Annotated in this window: 11 protein-coding genes and 1 pseudogene; 5 read left to right on the top strand and 7 right to left on the bottom strand. The window is 74.2% G+C overall.

What is annotated here, in order from left to right; all coding sequences use genetic code 11:
* Nucleotides 1–61: 61 nt before the first annotated feature.
* Entirely contained in the window at nucleotides 62–6148 is a 6087-nt protein-coding gene (locus IF651_RS04785; protein WP_191827964.1) for a PKD domain-containing protein, read from the top strand.
* Between the two features lie 55 nt (nucleotides 6149–6203).
* On the opposite strand, the gene IF651_RS04780 is transcribed toward IF651_RS04785, so the two are convergent.
* A complete protein-coding gene (locus IF651_RS04780; RefSeq protein WP_191827963.1) occupies nucleotides 6204–7103 on the bottom strand; it encodes a hypothetical protein in 900 nt (299 codons plus the stop codon).
* Nucleotides 7104–7176: 73 nt separating this feature from the next.
* Nucleotides 7177–7948, bottom strand: a pseudogene (locus IF651_RS04775) (class I SAM-dependent methyltransferase).
* Between the two features lie 196 nt (nucleotides 7949–8144).
* Between IF651_RS04775 and IF651_RS04770 the strand changes: the two are divergent.
* On the top strand, nucleotides 8145–9524 hold the full coding sequence (locus IF651_RS04770) for an ion channel protein (protein WP_241744135.1): 1380 nt from the start codon (nucleotides 8145–8147) through the stop codon (nucleotides 9522–9524).
* 36 nt (nucleotides 9525–9560) lie between these two features.
* Here the strand turns inward: IF651_RS04770 and IF651_RS04765 are convergent, their stop codons facing one another.
* From IF651_RS04765 to IF651_RS04755, 3 genes are all read right to left on the bottom strand, one after another.
* Entirely contained in the window at nucleotides 9561–10778 is a 1218-nt protein-coding gene (locus IF651_RS04765) for an MFS transporter (protein ID WP_191827962.1), read from the bottom strand.
* Nucleotides 10779–10883: 105 nt separating this feature from the next.
* Nucleotides 10884–13013, bottom strand: coding sequence for an FAD-binding protein (locus IF651_RS04760; protein ID WP_191827961.1), 2130 nt, complete (start codon nucleotides 13011–13013; stop codon nucleotides 10884–10886).
* A gap of 11 nt (nucleotides 13014–13024) precedes the next feature.
* Nucleotides 13025–13819 carry a 3-ketoacyl-ACP reductase gene (locus IF651_RS04755; RefSeq protein ID WP_191827960.1) on the bottom strand — a complete coding sequence of 265 codons (795 nt, stop codon included), beginning with the start codon at nucleotides 13817–13819 and terminating at the stop codon, nucleotides 13025–13027.
* Nucleotides 13820–14001: 182 nt separating this feature from the next.
* On the opposite strand from IF651_RS04755, the gene IF651_RS04750 reads away from it, so the two are divergent.
* The gene (locus tag IF651_RS04750) at nucleotides 14002–15696 is read left to right on the top strand and encodes an NAD(P)/FAD-dependent oxidoreductase (RefSeq protein ID WP_191827959.1); all 1695 of its coding nucleotides are present in this window, start codon (nucleotides 14002–14004) and stop codon (nucleotides 15694–15696) included.
* A 45-nt stretch (nucleotides 15697–15741) separates the two neighbouring features.
* Nucleotides 15742–16293 (top strand): HU family DNA-binding protein, encoded by a 552-nt coding sequence (locus IF651_RS17955; RefSeq protein ID WP_338403774.1) that lies wholly within the window; start codon nucleotides 15742–15744, stop codon nucleotides 16291–16293.
* 16 nt (nucleotides 16294–16309) lie between these two features.
* On the opposite strand, the gene IF651_RS04740 is transcribed toward IF651_RS17955, so the two are convergent.
* A complete protein-coding gene (locus tag IF651_RS04740) occupies nucleotides 16310–17941 on the bottom strand; it encodes an MFS transporter (RefSeq protein WP_241744134.1) in 1632 nt (543 codons plus the stop codon).
* A 142-nt stretch (nucleotides 17942–18083) separates the two neighbouring features.
* Here IF651_RS04740 and IF651_RS04735 point away from each other — a divergent pair, with 142 nt between their 5' ends.
* On the top strand, nucleotides 18084–18776 hold the full coding sequence (locus IF651_RS04735) for an acetate uptake transporter family protein (protein WP_191827958.1): 693 nt from the start codon (nucleotides 18084–18086) through the stop codon (nucleotides 18774–18776).
* A gap of 133 nt (nucleotides 18777–18909) precedes the next feature.
* Here IF651_RS04735 and IF651_RS04730 read toward each other — a convergent pair whose 3' ends face one another.
* Nucleotides 18910–19944 carry a S66 family peptidase gene (locus tag IF651_RS04730; protein ID WP_206715148.1) on the bottom strand — a complete coding sequence of 345 codons (1035 nt, stop codon included), beginning with the start codon at nucleotides 19942–19944 and terminating at the stop codon, nucleotides 18910–18912.
* Nucleotides 19945–19958: the final 14 nt, after the last annotated feature.

The raw sequence follows: 19958 nt of genomic DNA, 5'->3' as shown, positions 1-19958 counted from the left end.
CCCAGCGGCCCACCAGGATGAGCGAGCGCGGCGCCCGCCGCCCTGACCTGGGGAGATCTTCATGCGGACGTCCGTACGTGCTGTGGTCGCCGGCGTCCTCGCCGGCGTGCTGGCGACCGGTACCTCGGTGGTGGTGGCCGGACCGGCGGCAGCGAACGCCCAGACCTTCGCGTTCGGGAGGTCGGTGTACGGCGCCAACGAGGTCGTCCTCATCGAGACGGGCGGACTGACCCGGGACTGCGACTTCATCGAGACCACGTCCGACGTCTACGTCGTCCCGACCGGCAGCGTCTCGCCCGGCAGCACGCTCTCCGACGTCAGCGGCACCCCGAACACGATCCAGAGCTTCCTCCTCGGCAGCGCCGTGATCGACGAGCAGGTCGCGATCACGGCGCCAGGCGGCACGCTCGGGACCGGCACGTACGACGTCGTCGAGGACACGTGCCAGAACGGGATCTTCGACGGTTCCGACACGATCGCGCGCGAGGCGTTCTCCGTGCAGATCCCGAGCAGCGTGCCGGACCTGCCCGGCAGCGCGATCGCCGGCATGAAGTCGGCGGCCTCGGCCGAGGCCGACCACTGGAACGACGCGGCGCTCGCCTACTCGGCGCTCTTCGCGCTCGTCACCACGTACGAGCTGGTCTCGCCCTTCATGGGCGGGAGCGCGGGAGCGTCTCTCGTCCAGTTCTACCTGACGTACGTCTGCAGCGTCCCCGCGATATCCGCCTCGCCCGAGGGCATGCCCGTCAGCGTGCACTGCCCGACGGCGAGCATCCAGGACACGCTCCGCCTGCGCCTGGAGGTCGTGCGCACGGTCGCGAACCACGCCCGCCACTACGAGGGGATCGCCGCCGACCCGCCGGACCCGGACTTCGCCGACCCCGCGCTCCCCGGCGCGGTCGCCTCGTTCGACTGGCCCTCGGGGGACCCCGTCGGCACGGCGCTCGCCGACTGGGCCGACACGGTGGGTCAGGGAGAGGCGCTCACGCGGACGTACCTCGCGTCGATGGAGAAGTACCAGGGCGCCGGCCAGGCCGACGACGTCGCGGCCGCACTCCTGCAGGCACGCGACGTGCAGGCCCGGGCGTCCGACCTGACCGTCGTGCTCGACCGGCAGGACCGGGCGGCCGAGGCGCTCGACGCGGCGCTGGCCGACGCGGGCCTCGACGCCGACGCCGCGCTCGACGACGTGCGCGCCACGCAGTCCCGCGTCGCCGCCGACGGGCTGACCGCGGACGAGGACCGTGCCCTGCGCAACGCGGGCCTGTCGGGCGACGAGATCGACGAGCTGAACCGCGTGTTCGTCGAGGACATCGAGCTCGAGCACCCGTACGCGTCCCTGGGGGAGGTCGTCGCGGACCAGGTCGCGGCGAACGCGTCGATGTCCACGGCGTTCACCGACGTGGCGAACGCGATGGACCCCGTCGTCGCCGAGCTCGAGGACCTGGTCGACGCCCAGGGAGCAACGGCCCACCCGGTCGTCGACGCAGCCGGCCCGTACTCGGTGCCGCTCGGCACGCCCGTGGACCTGGCCGCGACGTGCGCAGACTGCGCGCAGGTCGCGTGGGACCTGGACGGCGACGGCGACCTCGACGACGCGACCGGCGCGACGGCGTCGTACACCCCGGCGACGTCGGGCGACCACCTCGTCACGGTCCGCGGCACGGGACCGACCGGCCTCGTCGGGGTCGACGTCGCGACCGTGCGCGTCACGGCCGCGGACCCGGGCGTGACGCTGGGCGGCCTCGAGCCCGCGCCTGACGCCGGCCTCGTGGAGGTCGAGCTCGGCGGGACGCGGGAGCTGTCCGCGACCGGCACGGGGCCGGACGGTCGACAGCTCACGCCGCAGTGGGAGCTCGACGGGCAGCCGGCCGGGACCGGGAGCACGTTCACCTACGCCGCGACCTCCGCGGACCCCGCGGCACACGACCTGCGGGTCGTCGTGTCCGACGGGACGTCACGCCGCTCGGCCGGCTGGACCGTGCTCGTGACCCACCCCGACGCGGACGGCGACGGCTGGACCGCGAACGTCGACTGCGCCGACGACGACGCCGACGTCCACCCCGGCGCCACCGAGGTGCCCGGCAACGGTCTCGACGACGACTGCGACCCGGCCACGCGGGACTCCGGCCCGCCCGCCGCGGACTTCGACGCCGCGCCGGTCCCCGGGATCCTCGACGAGCCCGTCACGCTCACGGACACCTCCACCGACCCCGACGGCGAGGTCGCCACGTGGGAGTGGGACCTCGACGCCGACGGCGCCGCGGACGCGACCACGGCGACCCTCGAGCACGCATGGTCCACCGCGGGCACGTACCCGGTGACGCTCACCGTCACGGACGACGACGGCGAGAGCGCGTCGGTCACGCACGACGTCGTCGTCACCGACCGCCCGGTCGCCGCGTTCACGGTCGACCCGGCCCAGCCCGAGATCGGCTCGACGGTCCGGCTGACCGACGCGTCGACCGACGCGGACGGCATCGCGTCGTGGGAGTGGGACCTCGACCACGACGGCTCGTCCTTCGACGTGGACAGCACCGAGCAGTCCCCCGAGCACGAGCTCACGGCCGACGCGACGGTGGCGCTGCGGGTCGTCGACACCCTGGGCGCGGCGTCGACCGTCGTGACCCGGCACGTCGACGTCTCCGGCCCGCCGGTCGCGACGTTCGCGCCGCTGCCGTCCGAGGGCCGCGCCGACGTGGCGCTCGTGCACCACGGTGCGCGCGTCCTCGGCTCGTCGAGCCAGTCGTCCGGCTCGTACGCCGCGCAGGAGATGGTCGACGTCGACTACCCCGACGCGTCCCGCCCGTGGCGCACCGCGACCGGGCAGGTCACCGACCAGTGGGCGACGCTCGAGCTCGCGGACGAGTACCTGGTCGACGCGGTGGAGCTGCGGTCGGCGACGTCGGGCCCGCGCCTGCGGGACTTCGAGATCGCGGTCTCGACCACCGGCAGCGGCACGGACGACCTGACCACGGTGCTGCAGGGCACGCTCGCGAACGACGCCTCACGGCAGACCTTCGCGCTCGACGAGCCCGTGCCCGCCCGGTACGTGCGGCTCGACGCCCACGACCGGTGGGGCACGACGAGCTACCTCGCGGTGGACGAGCTGCGGCTCCTGACCGGGCAGGTGGGCGACGCGACGGTGACCTTCCACGACACCACGACGGACCCCGACGACGACGTCGTCGCGTGGGCCTGGGACCTCGGTGACGGCACGTCGTCCACCGCGCAGACACCGACGCACACGTACGCGGCGCCCGGCACGTACCCGGTGACGCTCACGGTCACCGACGCCGCGGGCCGCACGTCGAGCACCACCCGTCCCCAGACGGTCGTCGGCCCGCCCGCCGTGGCCGCGACGGGCCCGGCGGCGGTCGCCGAGGGATCGGGCGCCGCGTTCCGCGACACGACCGGGACGACGGACCGCGCGGTCGTCGCCCGCACCTGGACGTGGGGCGACGGCACGACGACCACGGGGACCGCGGCCCCGAGCCACGCGTACCCCGACGACGGCACGTACGACGTGACGCTCGCCGTCACCGACTCGTACGGCGGGCAGTCCACCACGACACGGTCCGTGACCGTCACCAACGCGAACCCGACGGCCGACGCCGGCGCGAACGCCGCGCTGCTCGTCGACGACGCGTGGACGCCCGGTGCGAGCGCGAGCGACCCCGGTACCGGTGACCGCGCGACGCTCGCCTGCCGCTGGGACTTCGGCGACGGCACCTCCGCCGACGTGCAGCCGTGCTCGGCGAGCACGGTCCGCGTGCCGCACACCTACACGGCCGCCGGGACGTACACCGCGACCCTGACAGCGACCGACAAGGACGGCGGCACGCGCACCGACACGGCCACCGCGACCGTCTCGAAGCGGCGCTCGTACCTGTCGGTGCAGCCCGTGCCCGGCACGGCCGGGGGCGGCGACGTCGACGTGCGCGCCGTGCTGTGGGACCGCGAGACGTGGGCGCCCCTGCCCGGCGTCCCCGTGACGCTCGAGATCGGCCCCGAGACGCGCACGCTCACCACGGACGCCGACGGCGTGGTCCGCGCGTCCGTGCCGTTCTCCGGGTCCGAGGCGAGCGTGACCGGCTCCTTCGCGGGCGACCGCGTGCGCGCCGCGGCCACCGACACGGACACGGTGACGACAACGCTGCGCCCGCCGGGCGACGTGGTCTTCCTCGTCGACGAGTCCGGGTCGATGGGCTCCTACCAGACGGCGGTCCGCAACAACGTCGTGTCGATCTCGAACCAGCTCGCCGCGGACATCGACCACCAGATCGGGCTGTGGGGGTTCGGTGCGGGCAGCGACCACAGCACGCCGGGCCGCGACGTCTACCTGCCGCACCTGCACGTGCCCCCGACCGACAACCTCGACGAGGTGGCGACCGCCGCCGGCGCGCTCACGACGAGCGGCGGCACCGAGCCGGGGGTCAACGCGATCGTCGACGCGCTCGGGACCGGGGCCGGGCTGCGGCCGGACGCGGGCGTGTGCCTGGTGCTCGTCGCGGACGAGCCCGTCCAGCAGGCGCTCGGCGTGACCGTCGCGGACGCCAGGGCGGCGCTCGCGGCGCGCGGAGCGGTCCTCTACTCGATCGTCACTCCGGGCAGCGGCTCGAAGGGTTACCAGGACCTCGCTCTCGACAGCGGCGGCGCGGTGTTCGACATCGGCACGTTCGGCGCGAACCCCACCCCGGTGCTGGAGGCGCTGCTCTCGGGCTGCGTCACGCAGATCACCCAGCGCCCCGACCTGGTCACGACCGTCGACGACGGGCGTACCGAGGTCGGTGCGGGCGAGGACGTGACGTACACGGTCACCGTCGCCAACACGGGCGAGGCCGGCGCGACCGGCGTCGACCTCACGGTGGCGGTCCCGGCAGGCGCCTCGTTCGTGGCGGCGTCCGACGGCGGCACGTTCGCGGACGGCACCGTGACCTGGCCTGCCGCGGAGCTCGCGGCGGGCACGTCCGTCGAGCGGGAGCTCACCCTCCGGGTGGCGGGCGGGCACGGCGACACGCTCGCGGTCACCGCCACGGCAGTGGACGACGGGTCGCACGGTGCGGACCTGACGCCGGACAACAACACGGCCACGGACACGGACACGGTCGTCGCGGCACCCCGGCTGACGGTCGTGACCAAGGTCGTGAACGACGCCGGGGGCACCGCGGACCCGGCAGCGTTCGCGGTCGACGTCGTGGCGGACGGCTCCGTCGTCGCGTCGGGCACGGGTTCGGCCACGGGAGTGGCGCACGACCTGTCGCCGGGCTCCTACACGCTCGCCCCGCGCTCTGCGGTGCCCGGCTACGTCGCGAGCGTCGGGCCCGACTGCGTGGACGGGGTGGACCTGGACCACGGCGACGCGGTGACCTGCGTCGTCACGTTCGACGACATGGCGCCGTCCCTCGTCGTCCACGTGGACGTCGAGGGCGGGACCGCCACGACGGACGAGATCGTCCTGACACTCGACGGCGAACCGCTGGACGCCGGCTCCACCACGACCTCGCTCGCGGGGCCGCGGACCGTCGGCGTGGTCGCACCGGAGGGCTACACCATCAGCACGGGCGGCGACTGCGCCGCGGACGGCTCGGTGACGCTCGCCCTCGCCCAGGAGGCCACGTGCACCGTGGTCGCCACGTTCGTCGAGACCGACACGGACGGCGACGGGGTGGACGACGGCGACGACGTCTGCCCCGCCTACCCGGACCCCGCGCAGACGGACTCCGACGGCGACGGGACCGGGGACGCGTGCGAGCAGTGGTCGTGGCCGACGGGCGGTACGTTCGCCGTGGGAGCCGACGCGGCGCACGCCGACGGTGCCGACGTGTACTTCTGGGGCGCGCAGTGGTCCTCGCACAACGGCGGCGGGCCGAACGCCTTCAAGGGCTACGTGGGGGCCGACGCCGCGGTGCCGGGTCCGCCGGGGTGCGGCGACCGCTGGACCTCGCGCCCGGGCAACAGCTCCCACCCGCCCGCGACCGTGCCCGAGTACATGGCGGTCGTCGTGACCGCCGACCCGGTCAAGAAGGGATCGACGACGAGCGGCACCGTGGAGAAGGTCGTCGTCGTCCGGACCGACCCGGGGTACGCGGGCAACCCGGGTCACGCGGGGACGGGGACCGTGGTCGCGACGCTCTGCGAGTCCTGACCAGGCCGGCCCGGTCGAGCCCCGTCCCGTCGCCCGCGCGCGGCGGGGCGGGGCCTCACCGCCCGGCGAGCTCCGCGGCGAGGACGGTCGTGACGATCGCGAGCTGACGGCGCCAGAGCCGCTGGTCCGTCGGGCTCCCGTCGCCGACGGTCCAGGCGAGGAACCAGCCGTCCACGACCTCGGCCGCCATCGGCCCGGTGCGGTCGGCGAGCAGCCCGAGGAGGTCGTCCGTGAAGAGTCGCTGCGCGTGGTCCCCGCTCTCGGACCCGGCGTACAGCGTGCCGTCGGGCGAGCGCGACGCGAGCGGCGGGTAGCCCTGGCGGATCCCGTCGTGACGACCGGGCTCGAAGACGATCCGGGGACTCCCCTGTGCTGCGTCGAGCCGTACCGCGACGTACCGGTGCCGGTGCGTGGTCGAGCTGGAGCTGGAAGACACGACGTAGGTCCGGGTGCCGGTCTCGACCTCGGGGCCGGCCTCGGTCGCGGGCCACGCCACCCGCTCGGTCGTCGTCGGCACGCGGCCGATGCCGACGCCGAAGATCCGCCCCGGCAGCGCGGGGCGCGACGACACCGGCTCGAGCTGCGCCCCGTTCGCCCGGGCCAGCTCGAGGAGCGGGGCGCAGCGACGCCACATCCGCAGGTCCGAGGCCCGACCGAGGAGGGGCAGGAGGAACGCGGGCGAGACGAGGACCGCCGTGAGCACGAGCCAGACGACCAGCTCTCCCCGGTCGACGCTCCCGCCCACCAGCTGGACGACGAGGGTCACGAGGCAGATCAGGCCCAGGAAGACCCCGACGACGATCCCGAGCAGGCCCGCCGTGCGCCGGCCCTCGCCGACGCTCTGCGCGCTCGGCTCGCCGAAAGCCCCGCGGCGCGCCATCTCGCGCACCGTGACGGCTTCCTCGCGCGTCGTCCGGCGGTCCAGGACGGAGAGGTCCACGTGCTCCGGCGTCATCGGTGGCCCTCACGTCCCCGGTGCGCCCCGGCCTGTCGGCTCGAGTGGTCGACGCACCGCTCGACGACGAACTCTACGAGGCCGCAGCCGGGCGGCGCGCCTCGATCAGGTGCCGGGTCGAGTGCGCGACGAACGGTCCCTCGCGCCGGATCTGCTCGTGCAGGTCCCGCAGCCGGTCCCGGTAGCGGTCCACGGTGAAGTCCGGCACCCACCACACGACCTTGCGCAGCAGGTAGACGGCGGCCGCGACGTCGTGCAGCTCGATGCGCGTACGGGCCGTGCGCAGGTCCACGACCTCGAGGCCGGCGGCGCGCGCGGCGGCGGCCTCGTCGCCGGGGTCGCGGTGCCGCCGACCCTCCGGCTGGGGACCGAGGAAGTACTCGATCAGCTCGAAGGCGCTCCCGGGGCCGACGTGCTGCGCGAGGTACGTCCCGCCCGGCCGCAGGACGCGCGCGATCTCGTCCCACCAGACGGTCGCGGGGTGGCGGCTCGTGACGAGGTCGAACGCGGCGTCCGCGAACGGCAGCGGCGGCTCGTCGGGGTCGGCGACCACGACGACGCCCGCGCGGGTGCAGCAGCCGGCTGGCCGCCGCGACGTTGGGCGCCCACGACTCGGTCGCGACGGCGGTCCGCGGCAAGACGGCCGCCTCGGCGAGCACCTCGCCACCGCCGGTCTGGACGTCGAGCGACGACCCGGCCCGCCCGAGCCGGTCCGCGAGCAGGCGCGCGTAGCCCCACGGTGGCCGCTCCTCGGTGGCGCGCCCGGCGAGCCACGAGAAGTCCCAACCGGTCACGTCCGCCGCCTCGCCCGCGGCGAGGAGGTCGTCGAGGTCGTCGCTCGGCATCGATGCGGGCCCTGACCGCTAGCCGGTGACGAGCGCGACGACGAGGAGCGTGGCCACGATCACCCCGGCGCAGACGGCGAGCCCGACGACCAGCGTTCGGTTCCTGTCCATGCCCGCATCCTCTCGCAGACCTCCTCCCGCGCGCAGCCGCGGACCGAGGGTGCGCGAGGCCGTCGTCCGTGGTTGCCTGTGCGCCATGGACGGTACGGGCGGCCGGGGGGCAGCCGAGGACGCAGGGGACGCAGCAGACACCGCGGACACGCCGCGCGCCGCCGAGGAGGGGCCGACCGCGACGATGCCGACGACGCGGGCGCTGCTCCGTTCGGTCCCCGTCGCGCTGCTCGTGGGGGTGCTGTGCGCGCTGACGCTCGTGGGGATCTCCACCCTCGCCGAGTCGGTGCAGGACGCCGTGTGGACGACCCTCCCCGAGGCGTGGGACGTGATGGGACCCGACGGCGTCCCGTGGTGGTGGACGATCGCCGTCCTCACGGTCACCGGTCTGCTCGTCGGGGCCACGGTGCGGTGGTTCCCGGGTCACGCGGGCAGCGACCCGATCACGACCGGTCTCGTCGCACCTCCCCTCCCGGTGCGCGCCCTCCCCGGACTCGCGGTCGCGCTCGCGCTCGGCCTCGCCGGCGGCGTGAGCCTGGGCCCCGAGAACCCCATCATCGCGCTGAACGTCGCCCTCGCCGTCTGGATCATGGCGCGGCCGCGTGCAGCGATCCCCGGTAGCCCGGCCGCCCCTGTCCTCCTGGCCACCGCCGGGACCGTGGGCGCGCTGTTCGCCACGCCCGTCGCCGCCGTCCTGATCCTCACGGAGACGTTCGCGGAGCGCGGCGCGAGCGCGGGCCGCCTGTTCGACAGGCTGTTCCTGCCGCTCGTCGCGGCCGGTGCGGGCTCCGTGACGATGCTGCTGATCGGGGCACCGAGCTTCGCGGTGGACATCGCGCCCTACTCCGACCCCCAGGCGTGGGACCTGCTCAGCGCCCCGATCGTCGCCGTCGTCGCCGCCCTGCTCGTCGCCCTCGGCGCGTACCTGCTCCCCGTCCTGCACCACGGTCTCCACCGCATCCCGAGCCCGGTCGTCGCACTCGGGCTCGGCGGGTTCGTCCTCGGGCTCCTCGGGGTGCTCGGTGGTCCCGAGACGCTGTTCAAGGGGCTGACCCAGATGGAGGAGCTCGCGCAGACGGCCGACGACCGGACCTGGCAGGGGCTCGCGCTCGTCGCCGTGGTCAAGATCGGCGCGCTCGTCGTCGCCGCGGCAGCCGGCTTCCGTGGCGGGCGGATCTTCCCGGCGGTGTTCATCGGCGTGGCCCTCGGCCTCGCGGCGACGGCGTTGTTCCCGGCCGTACCACCGGCCGTGGCGGTCGGCGCCGGGGTGCTCGGCGCCGTGATCGCCGCCGACCGCGACGGGTGGATCGCGCTGTTCATGGCTGCGATCGTCGTCGGTGACCCCACGATCGTGCCGTTGCTCTGCCTCGCTCTCGCGCCCCTGTGGCTCCTGGCGCGGAACCTGCCGGAGATGATCGTCGCCCCGCCGGCCGACGGACGCCCGGAGTTCGCCGCGCTCCGCTGAGACCGGTCCGTACGCGGGGAGGGTCGCCGCCGACCGTCACGCGGACGGGCGCGGCCCCCGCGCTCCCCCGGCGACCGGGACGACGAGCACGGCCCCGGCGGCGACCACGCAGACCACCGCGGTCGTCAGCAGCCCGACCGAGAAGCTCGTCCCGGCGGCGACGAACCCGACGACCAGGGACCCGAGCCCGGTACCGGCGTCGAACCCGATGTTCCACACGGCGCTGGCCGTGCTGTGCTGCCGGCGCGGCACGGCCGCGAAGGACGCGACGAGGGTCAGGTTCTGCAGGCTCCCGTACGAGACCCCGACGATCGCCATGCCCAGGACGAGGAGCACCGGCCGCGTCCCGCCGTCGGCGATCGCCCACGCGCAGAGCACCAGCCCGCCGGCGCACAGCGCGAGCAGCGGCGCGAGGAAGACGCTCGGACCGTAGCGGTCCGCGAACCCGCCCACGGCCCAGCGTGACAACGCCGTGACCCCGGTGAACGCGAGCAGGCCGAGCGCCGCGACGCCCGCGGTCCCGGCGAGCTGCGGGGTGAAGGTCAGCAGCGCTCCGCCCGGCGCGGTCACCGCGAGGAGCACGAGGGCGGGCACGACCAGACCCCTCAGGGCACGTCCGCGGCCGGGGGCGGCGGACTCGTCGGGCGCCGGCGTGTCCTCGCGCGCGAGCCGGTCGAGACAGCGCCCCAGCCGGGCGGCGAACGGGACCGCGATCGCCGGGAGGGCTCCGAGGGCGAAGACGACCCCGAAGTCCAGGGTCTCGGCGATCCAAGCCGCTCCCGGGACCAGCACCAGCTGCGGGAGGGCGATCGAGAGACCGTAGAGGCCGATCGCGCGCCCGTGCCTCGGGCCGTCCACGAGGGCCGCGACGGCGCTCGAGCCGCAGACCGTCAGGACGGCGAAGCCCGTCCCGCGGACGGCGGACAGGACGAGCAGCCACGGGAGGTGGTCGGTGACGGCGAACAGGAGCGACGGCAGGCCCAGCAGGAGCACCCCGGCGACCATCGTCGGGCGCCACCCGATGCGGCGCAGCGCCCACGGGACGGTCGTCTGCGTCAGGACGGTCGCCAGCATCAGCACCGCGTTGATGAGACCGGCGCCGCCCTCGTCCGCCCCGCCCCGCACCGCCCACAAGGGCGCCGCGGGCAGCAGCAGCGCGTACCCGGCGAAGCCCAGGAGCGACATGCCGATCAGGGCCCGGAAACCGGGCACTCGGCCGATGGGTGGCAAGGACGTCGGGGCGGGGCGGCGCATCGTCGGCAATCTATCCTGCCGGCCGGGTCGTCAGGTCCGCGGGCGCCCGTGACCCGACAGGCGGGGCGGCCCGCTCGCTGCAGCCCTCAGTAGACGCTGCAGCCCTCAGTAGACGTTGCCGTGGTCGCGGAACTCGCGCCAGACGTTCTCGAAGAAGTCGTCGTCCGCCGGGACGGGACGACGTGGACGCCACCGGAACACCGGCACGCCCGCGAGGTCCGCGCCGTCGCGCGGGACCACCGGCGCCCAGGACGTGCCGTCGTCGGACCCGGGCACGTCTCCACCCGGGGCGACCCACGCCGTCTCCTGGACCTCCTCGTCGAGCGCACCGCCGTCGAGGCGGAACCGGTAGAGGTCGGGCAGGTCGAGCTCGCTCTGCGCGTCGTCTCCGTACCCGACGAGGGGCAGGTCGCCGTCGGCGTCGGTGTAGAGCACCGACCCGCGCGACCGGCCGCCGTGGGCGAGGTAGTCGGCCATGGCCGACAGGTAGACGTACGCGCTGGTGAGGATGTCCCGGACGAGGAACGTCCGGTTGACGGCGCGGCGCGACCCGGCGTCGGCGCTGACGAGGTCGTCGTAGGCGGTGAGCCACGCGTGCACCTGGTCGAGCGCCTCGGCGATCGACGCGGCGGAGCGCACCGGGCCGGCCTTCTCGCTCATGAGCCGCTGCACGTCGCGCAGCAGGTCGCCGGTGTTGTCGGGGGTGCCCGACGCCGCGCGGCCCGTGGCCCGCGCGGTGAGGTCGAGCGCGGCGCCGAGCACGGGCGCCGCCGCGTCGACGAACGCCGCCTCGTCGGACGGCTTCTCGTCGCGTCGCGCCGCGATGAACTGCGACGCGCGGGTCGCGCCGACCTGCCCGCTGTTGAGCGCCGCGCCGCCGGGGCGGTACACCCCGTGCGCGCCGCCGGCCTCGCCGACGGGGAAGAACCCGGCGACGTTCGACTGCCACCACGCGTCGACCGCGAGGCCGCCGTTGTTGTGCTGGGCGCACACGTCGACCTCGAGCATCTCCCGCTCGAGGTCCACGTACGGGTTCTTGTCCAGGTAGAACTGGTACGCGGGCTCGTTCATGCGGCGCAGCCGCTCGATCGGCGTGCCGGAGAGCACGCCCGCGCGCTCCAGGTACTCGAACGCCTCCGGCGACAGCGCCGAGGGGTCGAACTCGTCCTGGACCGGGTTGCGGCGGAAGTCGAGGAAGACGCGACGCCCGCGCAGGACCGTCTCGCGGTAGACGAGCAGGTCGACGAGGCTCGACCCGTCGCGCGCCTTGCGGATGTCGAACGGCCACTGGTAGCCCTTGAGGAACACCAGGGACATGAGGCGCCCGTAGTCGGGGATCGCCTCGGTGAGGAACTCGCGCTCGCCGCCGCCGTCGGCGTCCGTGGAGACGAACCGCGGGACGACCTGCATGTACGTCCCGGACACGTTCCACCGCGGCTTGGTCGACGCGAGGCCGAACTGCCACTCGGTGAGGTTCTTGCCGTGCACGCCCGCGCGGTAGGCCGCGCCGGACGCGCCCCACTGGCCGTTGGGGAACACGCGCGTCGCGTACATCCCCGCGGGCCCGCCCGTCGCGTACACGAGGTTGGTGCAGCGGAACAGCAGCCACGGGCTCGCGGCGCCGTCGTGCGGGACGTCGGTGCGCAGCACGAGCAGGCCCGCGACCTTGCGCGCGCCCGGCTCCCCGGCCGGGTCGGGCGCGGTGACGACGTCGACCACCCGGCACTCGTCGAAGACCCGCGTGCCGTCGGCCCGGACCTTCTTCTCGAGCCGCTCGACCATGGTGCGGCTCGTGTACGGGCCGACCGACGTCGCGCGGCGGCGCGGGTCGTGGTCGGTCTTGTAGCCGATGAACTCGCCGAACCGGTTCTGCGGGAACGGGACGCCCAGGTCGACGAGGTGGAGGAACCCGCGCGCCGAGAGCGCGGCCTCGGCGAGCGCGTTGTCGCCGTCCATCGCGCCGCCCGAGTAGAGCGTCTGCGCCATCTCGCGCACCGAGTCGTCGTCGCCGCCCGACAGGGTCAGCTTGTAGTACGTCTGCTTGTCGGACCCCGCGTTGCGCGACGCCCCGGCGTTGACCTTGTCCGCGACCATGACCACGTCGTCGTGGCCGAACTGAACCAGCCGGTCGGCCGCGCAGTAGCCGGCCGAACCGGTACCGACGACGACGGTCGTGGCGGTGACGACGGGCACGTCGTACCCGCCGACGCGGAGGGTCTCGGGCTCGTGGCTCATGGGTTCTCCCCTCACAGGACCGGGATGTGCATGCCGCCGTCGACGTGGAAGACCTCGCCGGTGGAGTACGGGGTCTGCCCCGAGGCCAGGATCGAGACGGCGCCCGCGACGTCGGCGGGGCGGCCCCAGCGGTTGATCGGGGCCAGGCCCTGCTCGATGAGGTCGTCGTACTTCGCGGTGACGCCCGCGGTCATGTCCGTGGCGATCACCCCGGGCCGTACCTCGTACACGACGATCCCCTCGGGACCGAGGCGTGCCGCCCACAGCTGCGTGGCCATGCCGACGCCGGCCTTGGAGATGCAGTAGTCGCCGCGGTTGGTCGACACGGTGGTCGCCGAGATCGACGAGACGTTCACGATCGTCGCGACCGGCCCGGCCGGAGGCTCCGGGAGCGCATCCAGCGGCCCCCGGAGCTCCACGGCACGCCGTGCGAACTCCTGCGTGAGGAAGTACGGCCCGCGCAGGTTGATGCCGAGCACCCGGTCGAACGACTCGGCGGTCGCGTCGAGCAGGTCGGAGCGCACGCTCGGCGCGACGCCCGCGTTGTTGACCAGCAGGTCGAGGCGGCCCCATGCGTCGACGGCGTCGGCGACGTACCGGCGGTGGTCGTCGAGGTCCGCGACGGAGCCCCGCACGTACCGCACGAGCGAGTCGTCGCCCGCGAGCTCGCGCAGCTCCGCCACCACGTCCGTCGGCTCCTCCCGGGTCGCCAGGATCGAGACCGCGAACCCGTCGGCGACGAGCCGACGGCTGATCCCGAACCCGATCCCGCGGTTCCCGCCGGTCACCAGTGCTACGGACGGCATCGGACGCCTCTCCTCCTCGAGTGTGCAGATCACGCGTTCCGCAGTCTGCCATGGCCGCGACCTCTGCGGCAAGCGCTTTCCCCAGGTGACGGACGGTGCCCGACCGGCGCGATCGTCCCGTTCGACCCGAGGTCCCGGGGCACTGTCTCGCGGCGTTCCGCGCAGCCGCCTAGCCTGACCGCATGGACGACCGCCCCGTGATCCTGCTGGCCGCAGGCGCGCACGCGCGGGAGGCGGAGGCCGAGCTCCGCGCGCGCTACGACCGCGACTACCGGATCGAGAGCGTGGGGACGGCCGACGAGACCCTCGAACGCCTGCGGTCGCTGGTGGCCGAGCGCGCTGCCGTCGCGATGGTCTGCGCCGAGCTGCGGCTGCCCGACGGCGACGCGATCGAGCTGCTGCACCAGGTCCCCGCCGTCGTCGCCACGGCGCGCCGTGTCGCGCTCGTGCCGGTCCCGGAGTACCGCGACGCGCTCGACGACCTGCGGGCGGCCGCTCTGCGGCGGGACATGGACACGTTCCTCCCCCTCCCCCAGGGGATGCGCGACGAGGAGTTCCACGGTGCGCTGGGCGAGCTGCTCTCCGAGTGGGGCTGGTCCGTCGCGCGGCCGACGGCGGGGGCGTCGATCGTCGTCGCCGGTCCGGGAGACCGGGCGGCAGCCGCTGTCCACGACCTGCTCGACCGCCTCGGGATCCCCAACCGGCGAGTCGGTCCCGACGACGAGGAGGCGCGTCCTCTCCTCGACGACGCAGGTCCCGGTGCGCAGCTGCCGGTCGTCCGGGTGCTCAGCGGGCGGGTGATCGCCGCCGCTACCCCGGGGGCCGTCGCGGAGGCGATGTACGGCGGTTTCGACGAGATCCCCGCGGGGTCGGTCGCGGACGTCGCCGTCGTCGGTGCGGGGCCGGCAGGCCTTGCCGCCGCGGTCTACGCAGCCTCCGAGGGCCTGGCGACGATCGTCCTGGAGGGCGACGCGATCGGCGGGCAGGCAGGTTCGAGCTCGATGATCCGCAACTACCTCGGCTTCCCGCGCGGGATCTCGGGGATGCGCCTCGCCCAGCGTTCCCGGTTGCAGGCGGGCCGCTTCGGCGCGCGCTTCTACACCGGTCGGGCGGCCGTCCGCCTGGAGGACGGGCCCGAGGACGAGCCGGAGCACCACCACGTCCACGTCGACGGCGCGCAGCTGTGCGCGCGGACGGTGGTCCTGGCGACGGGGGTGACCTATCGACGGCTCGGGGTGGCCGGCATCGACGGCCTGGTCGGGGCCGGTGTGTACTACGGCGCCGCGGCGTCGATGGCCCGGGAGATGGTCGACCGCGACGTCTACGTGGTCGGCGGGGCCAACTCCGCCGGTCAGACGGCGGTGCACCTGGCGAAGTTCGCGGGCTCGGTCACCATGGTGGTGCGGCGGGCCGACATCGCCGAGACGATGTCCGAGTACCTCGCCCGCGAGATCGCGGCCACACCCACCATCTCCGTGCGCACCCGCACGGTGGTGGCCGACGGCGGGGGCGACGAGTGGCTGCAGTGGCTGCGGCTCGTGGACCTCGACACGGGCGAGACGACGAAGACCTCGGCCGACGGCCTGTTCTGCCTGCTCGGGGCCGAGCCGGACTGCTCCTGGCTGCCCGACGGGGTCGCGCTCGACGAGCGAGGCTTCGTGCTCACCGGGCGCGACGTGCCGCAAGACCTCTGGGTGGACGGTCGTCCGCCCGGGAGCCTCGAGACCACGCTGCGCGGCGTGTTCGCCGTCGGCGACGTGCGGGCGGGCTCGATGAAGCGCGTGGCCTCCGCCAGCGGCGAGGGTGCCACGGTGCTCCCTCTCGTCCACGCGCACCTGATGCAGCTGCGCGCGCAGGAGTTCGGCGCCCCAGGCTGAGAGCCACGGCGATTCTGCGCTGCACGGAGCCCCTGCCACGCTTGAATGACCCCACGGGCACCCGCGACGACGCTCGACCGGCCGGGTGCCGACGACCACTCCGGGAGGACACCGATGAACAAGGCAGAGCTCGTGCAGGCCGTCGCGGCGCGCGCAGGCAGCAGCCCGGCGGAGGCCCGCAGACACGTGGACGCGGTCTTCGAGGAGATCGTCACCGGGGTGGCGGACGGCGAGCGGGTGTCGATCCTCGGCTTCGGCACGTTCGACTCCGCCACACGGGCCTCGCGCACGGCGCGCAACCCGCAGACCGGCGCCGCGATCGACGTCCCCGCCGCGACGGTCCCCCGCTTCCGGATCGGGGCCGGTTTCAAGTCGCGCGTCGCGGGCACCTCGGCGGTCGCCGCCGCTCCGGCGAGCAGGAAGAGGTCGGCCGAGCCCACCGCACCCACCGGCCCCGACAAGAAGGCAAAGAAGGCGAAGAAGTCCGGGTCGAAGCCGTCGGGCAAGTCGTCCAAGGCGGCGACGAAGCCGCCGGAGAAGTCCGGCAAGAAGGCGAAGAGCTCGAAGAAGAAGTCCGGCAAGAAGTCCAAGAAGTAGGCAGTGCCCGCGCTGGTCAGGCGCCGTGCCCGGCGACGTCCTCCGCCCGGTCCCGGGTGGGTCGCTCGTCGTCACGGCTGCGGCCGAGAGCGAGCGTCGCGCCCAGGCCGAGGAGCAGGAACGCGCCGGCCGCGAAGGCGGAGTAGCGGGTCCCCTGCGTCAGGGCCTCGCGCGCGTCGTCGGCGGCCGCGGCGGTGCGCTGGTCCTCGGCGAGCGCGGGGATCGCGCCGCCCGCGCTGTCGACCACCGCGTCGACGACCTGCGTGCGCTGGTCCTCGGGGACGCCCTGGTCGGCCAGGCGGGCGTCGAGCTCGGCCGCCGTCGTCGTGAAGAGCACCGTGCCGAGGATCGCGATGCCGAGCGCCGAACCCACCTGGCGGGCCGTGCTCTGCGTCCCCGACGCCGCACCGGACTCCTGCACGGGGACGTCGGCGAGCACCACCCCCGTGAGCTGCGCGGTCGCGAGCCCGACGCCGAACCCGTAGACGACGAGGAACGGCACGATCGTGACCCACGTGGAGTCCGGACTGGCGACCGCACCGATCCCGACGACGCCCACGATCTCGGCCACGATGCCGGCGCGGACCACCGCGACCGCGCTGAAGCGGGAGATGAGCGCCTGCGCGGCCCCGCTCGCCACGAACGAGCCACCGGCGAGCCCGACGAGGATCCAGCCGGTCTGCAGCGCGTCGTAGCCGAGGACGTTCTGCAACCAGATCGGCAGCGACAGGAGGATGCCGAACTCGCCGAGCGAGACCACGAGGGCGGCGACGTTGCCGTTGCGGAACGACGGGATCGAGAACAGCCCGAGCGGGATCAGGGTCGGCGCGCCCCGCGCGCTGCGCCGACGGCTGCGCACGACGAACGCGACGCCGCCGAGCACCCCCACCGCGAGCGCCACGGGGACGGGCGAGAGGGCGAACGGCCACCAGTCCGCGGCGCCGTCCCGGGTGGTCCACCACCCGAGCGAGCGCCCCTCGATGAGGCCGAACACGATGCCGCCGAACGTCACCACCGAGAGCAGCGCGGCGGCGAGGTCGGTGCCCCGCACGTCGTCCGACCGCGACTCGTCCACGACGAACGCCGCGGCGACGAGGATGAGCACGGCCAGCGGGATGTTGATGCCGAACGCCCAGCGCCACGAGAAGTCGGTGGTGAGCCACCCTCCGAGCAGCGGCCCGACGGCGGCCATCCCGCCGATGGTCGAGCCCCAGACGGCGAACGCGATCCCGCGCTCGCGACCGCGGAACGTCGCGTTGATGATCGACAGGGTGGTGGGGAGGATCATCGCCCCACCGACCCCCTGGACGAGTCGCGCGGCGATGAGGAGCGCGCCGCTCGGCGCGATCGCCGCGAGGAGGGACGCGACGCCGAAGATCGCGACGCCGACCATCATCGTCCGACGGCGGCCCCACCGGTCGGCGGCCACCCCGAGCACCAGCAGGAGGGACGCGAACACCAGGGTGTAGGACTCCTGCACCCACTGGACCTGGGTCGAGTCGATGCCGAGGTCGTCGACGATCGACGGGATGGCGACGTTGACGATCGTCGAGTCGACGATGATCAGCGACACGGCGATCGAGACGGTGACGAGCGCGAACCATCGGCGACGGTCTCCCACGGCTTCCTCCTCCAGCATGGTCAGCATGCTGAGTATTGCTCGGGTCAGCCGTCGTCCGCCACCCTGGTACGTGGTGCGGTGTGACAGGTGGGCCAGGAACATGCGCTCGACGGCCGGCCACCGAGGTCGCATGTTGTGCATCGCACCCGCGTCCTGTTGTGTTGCTCGGATGAGCGCCGACGACGAGGAACGCCCGCGCAGCGAACAGCTGCGGATGACCCGGATCGTGCTGCGCCCGAGCGGCAACCCGCTGCCGCTGGGCTTCATGGCCCTGGCCGTCGCCACGGTCGGGTTCAGCTGCCTCCAGCTGGGCATCCTCGGCCCCGACGAGGAGAGCACGGTCGCGCTGGCGGTGCTCGTGCTCACCGTGCCGTTGCAGCTGTTCTCGGCGATCGTCGGGTTCGGGGCCCGTGACCCCATCGCCGGCACCGGGATGGCCATGGTCGCCGGGGTGTGGGCGATGGTCGCGGTCACGACGCTGACCTCGACGCCCGGGACCACCAGTCCCGCGCTGGGAGTGCTGCTCGTCACCGCCGGCATCGCGATGCTGATCCCCGCCGCCGCGGCGAACGGCAAGCTCGTCGCCGCTGCGGTCATGATCGGCTCTGCGGCACGGTTCGCCGTGACGGGCATCGCCGAGGTCAGCGGCGTCGAGGGGTGGGACATCGTCGCCGGCGTGCTGGGCCTGGTCCTCGCGCTCATGGCCTTCTACGCGGCCCTCGGCTTCGAGCTCGAGGAGGTCGACCACCCGGTCCGGCTCCCCGTCCTGCGGCGCGGGGCCGGGCTCAAGCCGCTGCGCGACGACCTGGAGGAGCAGGTCGAGGGCATCGCCCGGGAGGCCGGCGTGCGTCAGCAGCTGTGAACCCGCCCGGTGCAGGCCGTGGTCGGTGAAGAACTGCGGGACGTCCAGGCACGACGTCAGCTCCGTGGCGCGCAGGACGCGCTCGAGATGGCGCGGAGCTCGGGGCTGTGGATTCGCATCAGGTGGTCGTCGGTCAGGCGAGCCGCTGCTCCAGCACCGAACCCTCGGCGCCGTGCCGCAGGCGACCGATCGACCCGTTGACCATCGTCATGTGCGGGGCGACGTGCCCGCAGTCGACGTCCGTGACGATCGGGACGCCCAGGGGGCCGAGGGCGTCGAGCACGGCCTCGTCCTGCGTGAGCGTCGGGCTGTCCGGTGCGCCGGTCCGGCCGACCAGGACCGCCGCGGCGCCGTCGAAGAAGCCGCACAGCCGCATGCCGTGCAGGCTGCGGCAGATCGTGAACGCGTCCGCCTCCGCGGCCTCGACATAGACGAGCAGCGGCTCGTCGCCCGCGGGCCCGCGCAGGGCCGAGGTGTCGGCGAACCGGGTGCCGGCAAGGTGCGTGAGCATCTCGACGCAGCCGCCGATCATCCGGCCCGACACGTCGATGTCGCCGGAGCCGCCGTCGAGCCGCCGCCACGCCCCGGTGCCGTTCCAGGAGTATGTGGTGACGGTGGGGTCGTCCTCCCACCGGTCGTAGGCGCCCAGCCGGTGCACGCCCGGGGGCGACTGCCGCACGACGCCGCCCCGCGCCGTCGTCCCCGCGGCCACGTCGAGCCAGTGGGCGAGCCCGGACGGCTGCTCGTACGGGGTGTCCATGAGGTTGGCGGCGTGCAGCGTGGCCCAGCCGGACACGAGGGTGAGCGGGGTGAGCAGCGTCGAGATGTCGGAGAAGCCGACGACCCAGGTCGGCTCGACGTCGCGCAGCGCGTCGAGATCGAGCAGCGGCAGCAGGTCGATCGCCGTCTCCCCGCCCCAGGGCGGCACGACGGCGCGGATCTGCGGGTCGCGCAGCATCGCCATGAGCTCGGCGGCCCGCTCGGCGGCGGGCGCGCTGACGTGCGAGGCCCCGTCGAGACACTCGCCGAGCACGACCACGTAGCCACGGTCGCGCAACCACTCGACCGCGACGTCCAGCCGGCCGCGCAACGGCGTCGGGAGGCCCGACGACGGCGCGGTCACCCCGACCACGTCGCCCGGACGCAGCGGGCGGGGGTAGTGGACCATCAGGCCGGCAGGCC

It is taken from the genome of Cellulosimicrobium arenosum, assembly GCF_014837295.1.
Taxonomy (GTDB): domain Bacteria; phylum Actinomycetota; class Actinomycetes; order Actinomycetales; family Cellulomonadaceae; genus Cellulosimicrobium; species Cellulosimicrobium arenosum.
The sequence above is the reverse complement of the archived record's forward strand: the minus strand, read 5'-3'. Positions and strand labels throughout refer to the sequence as shown.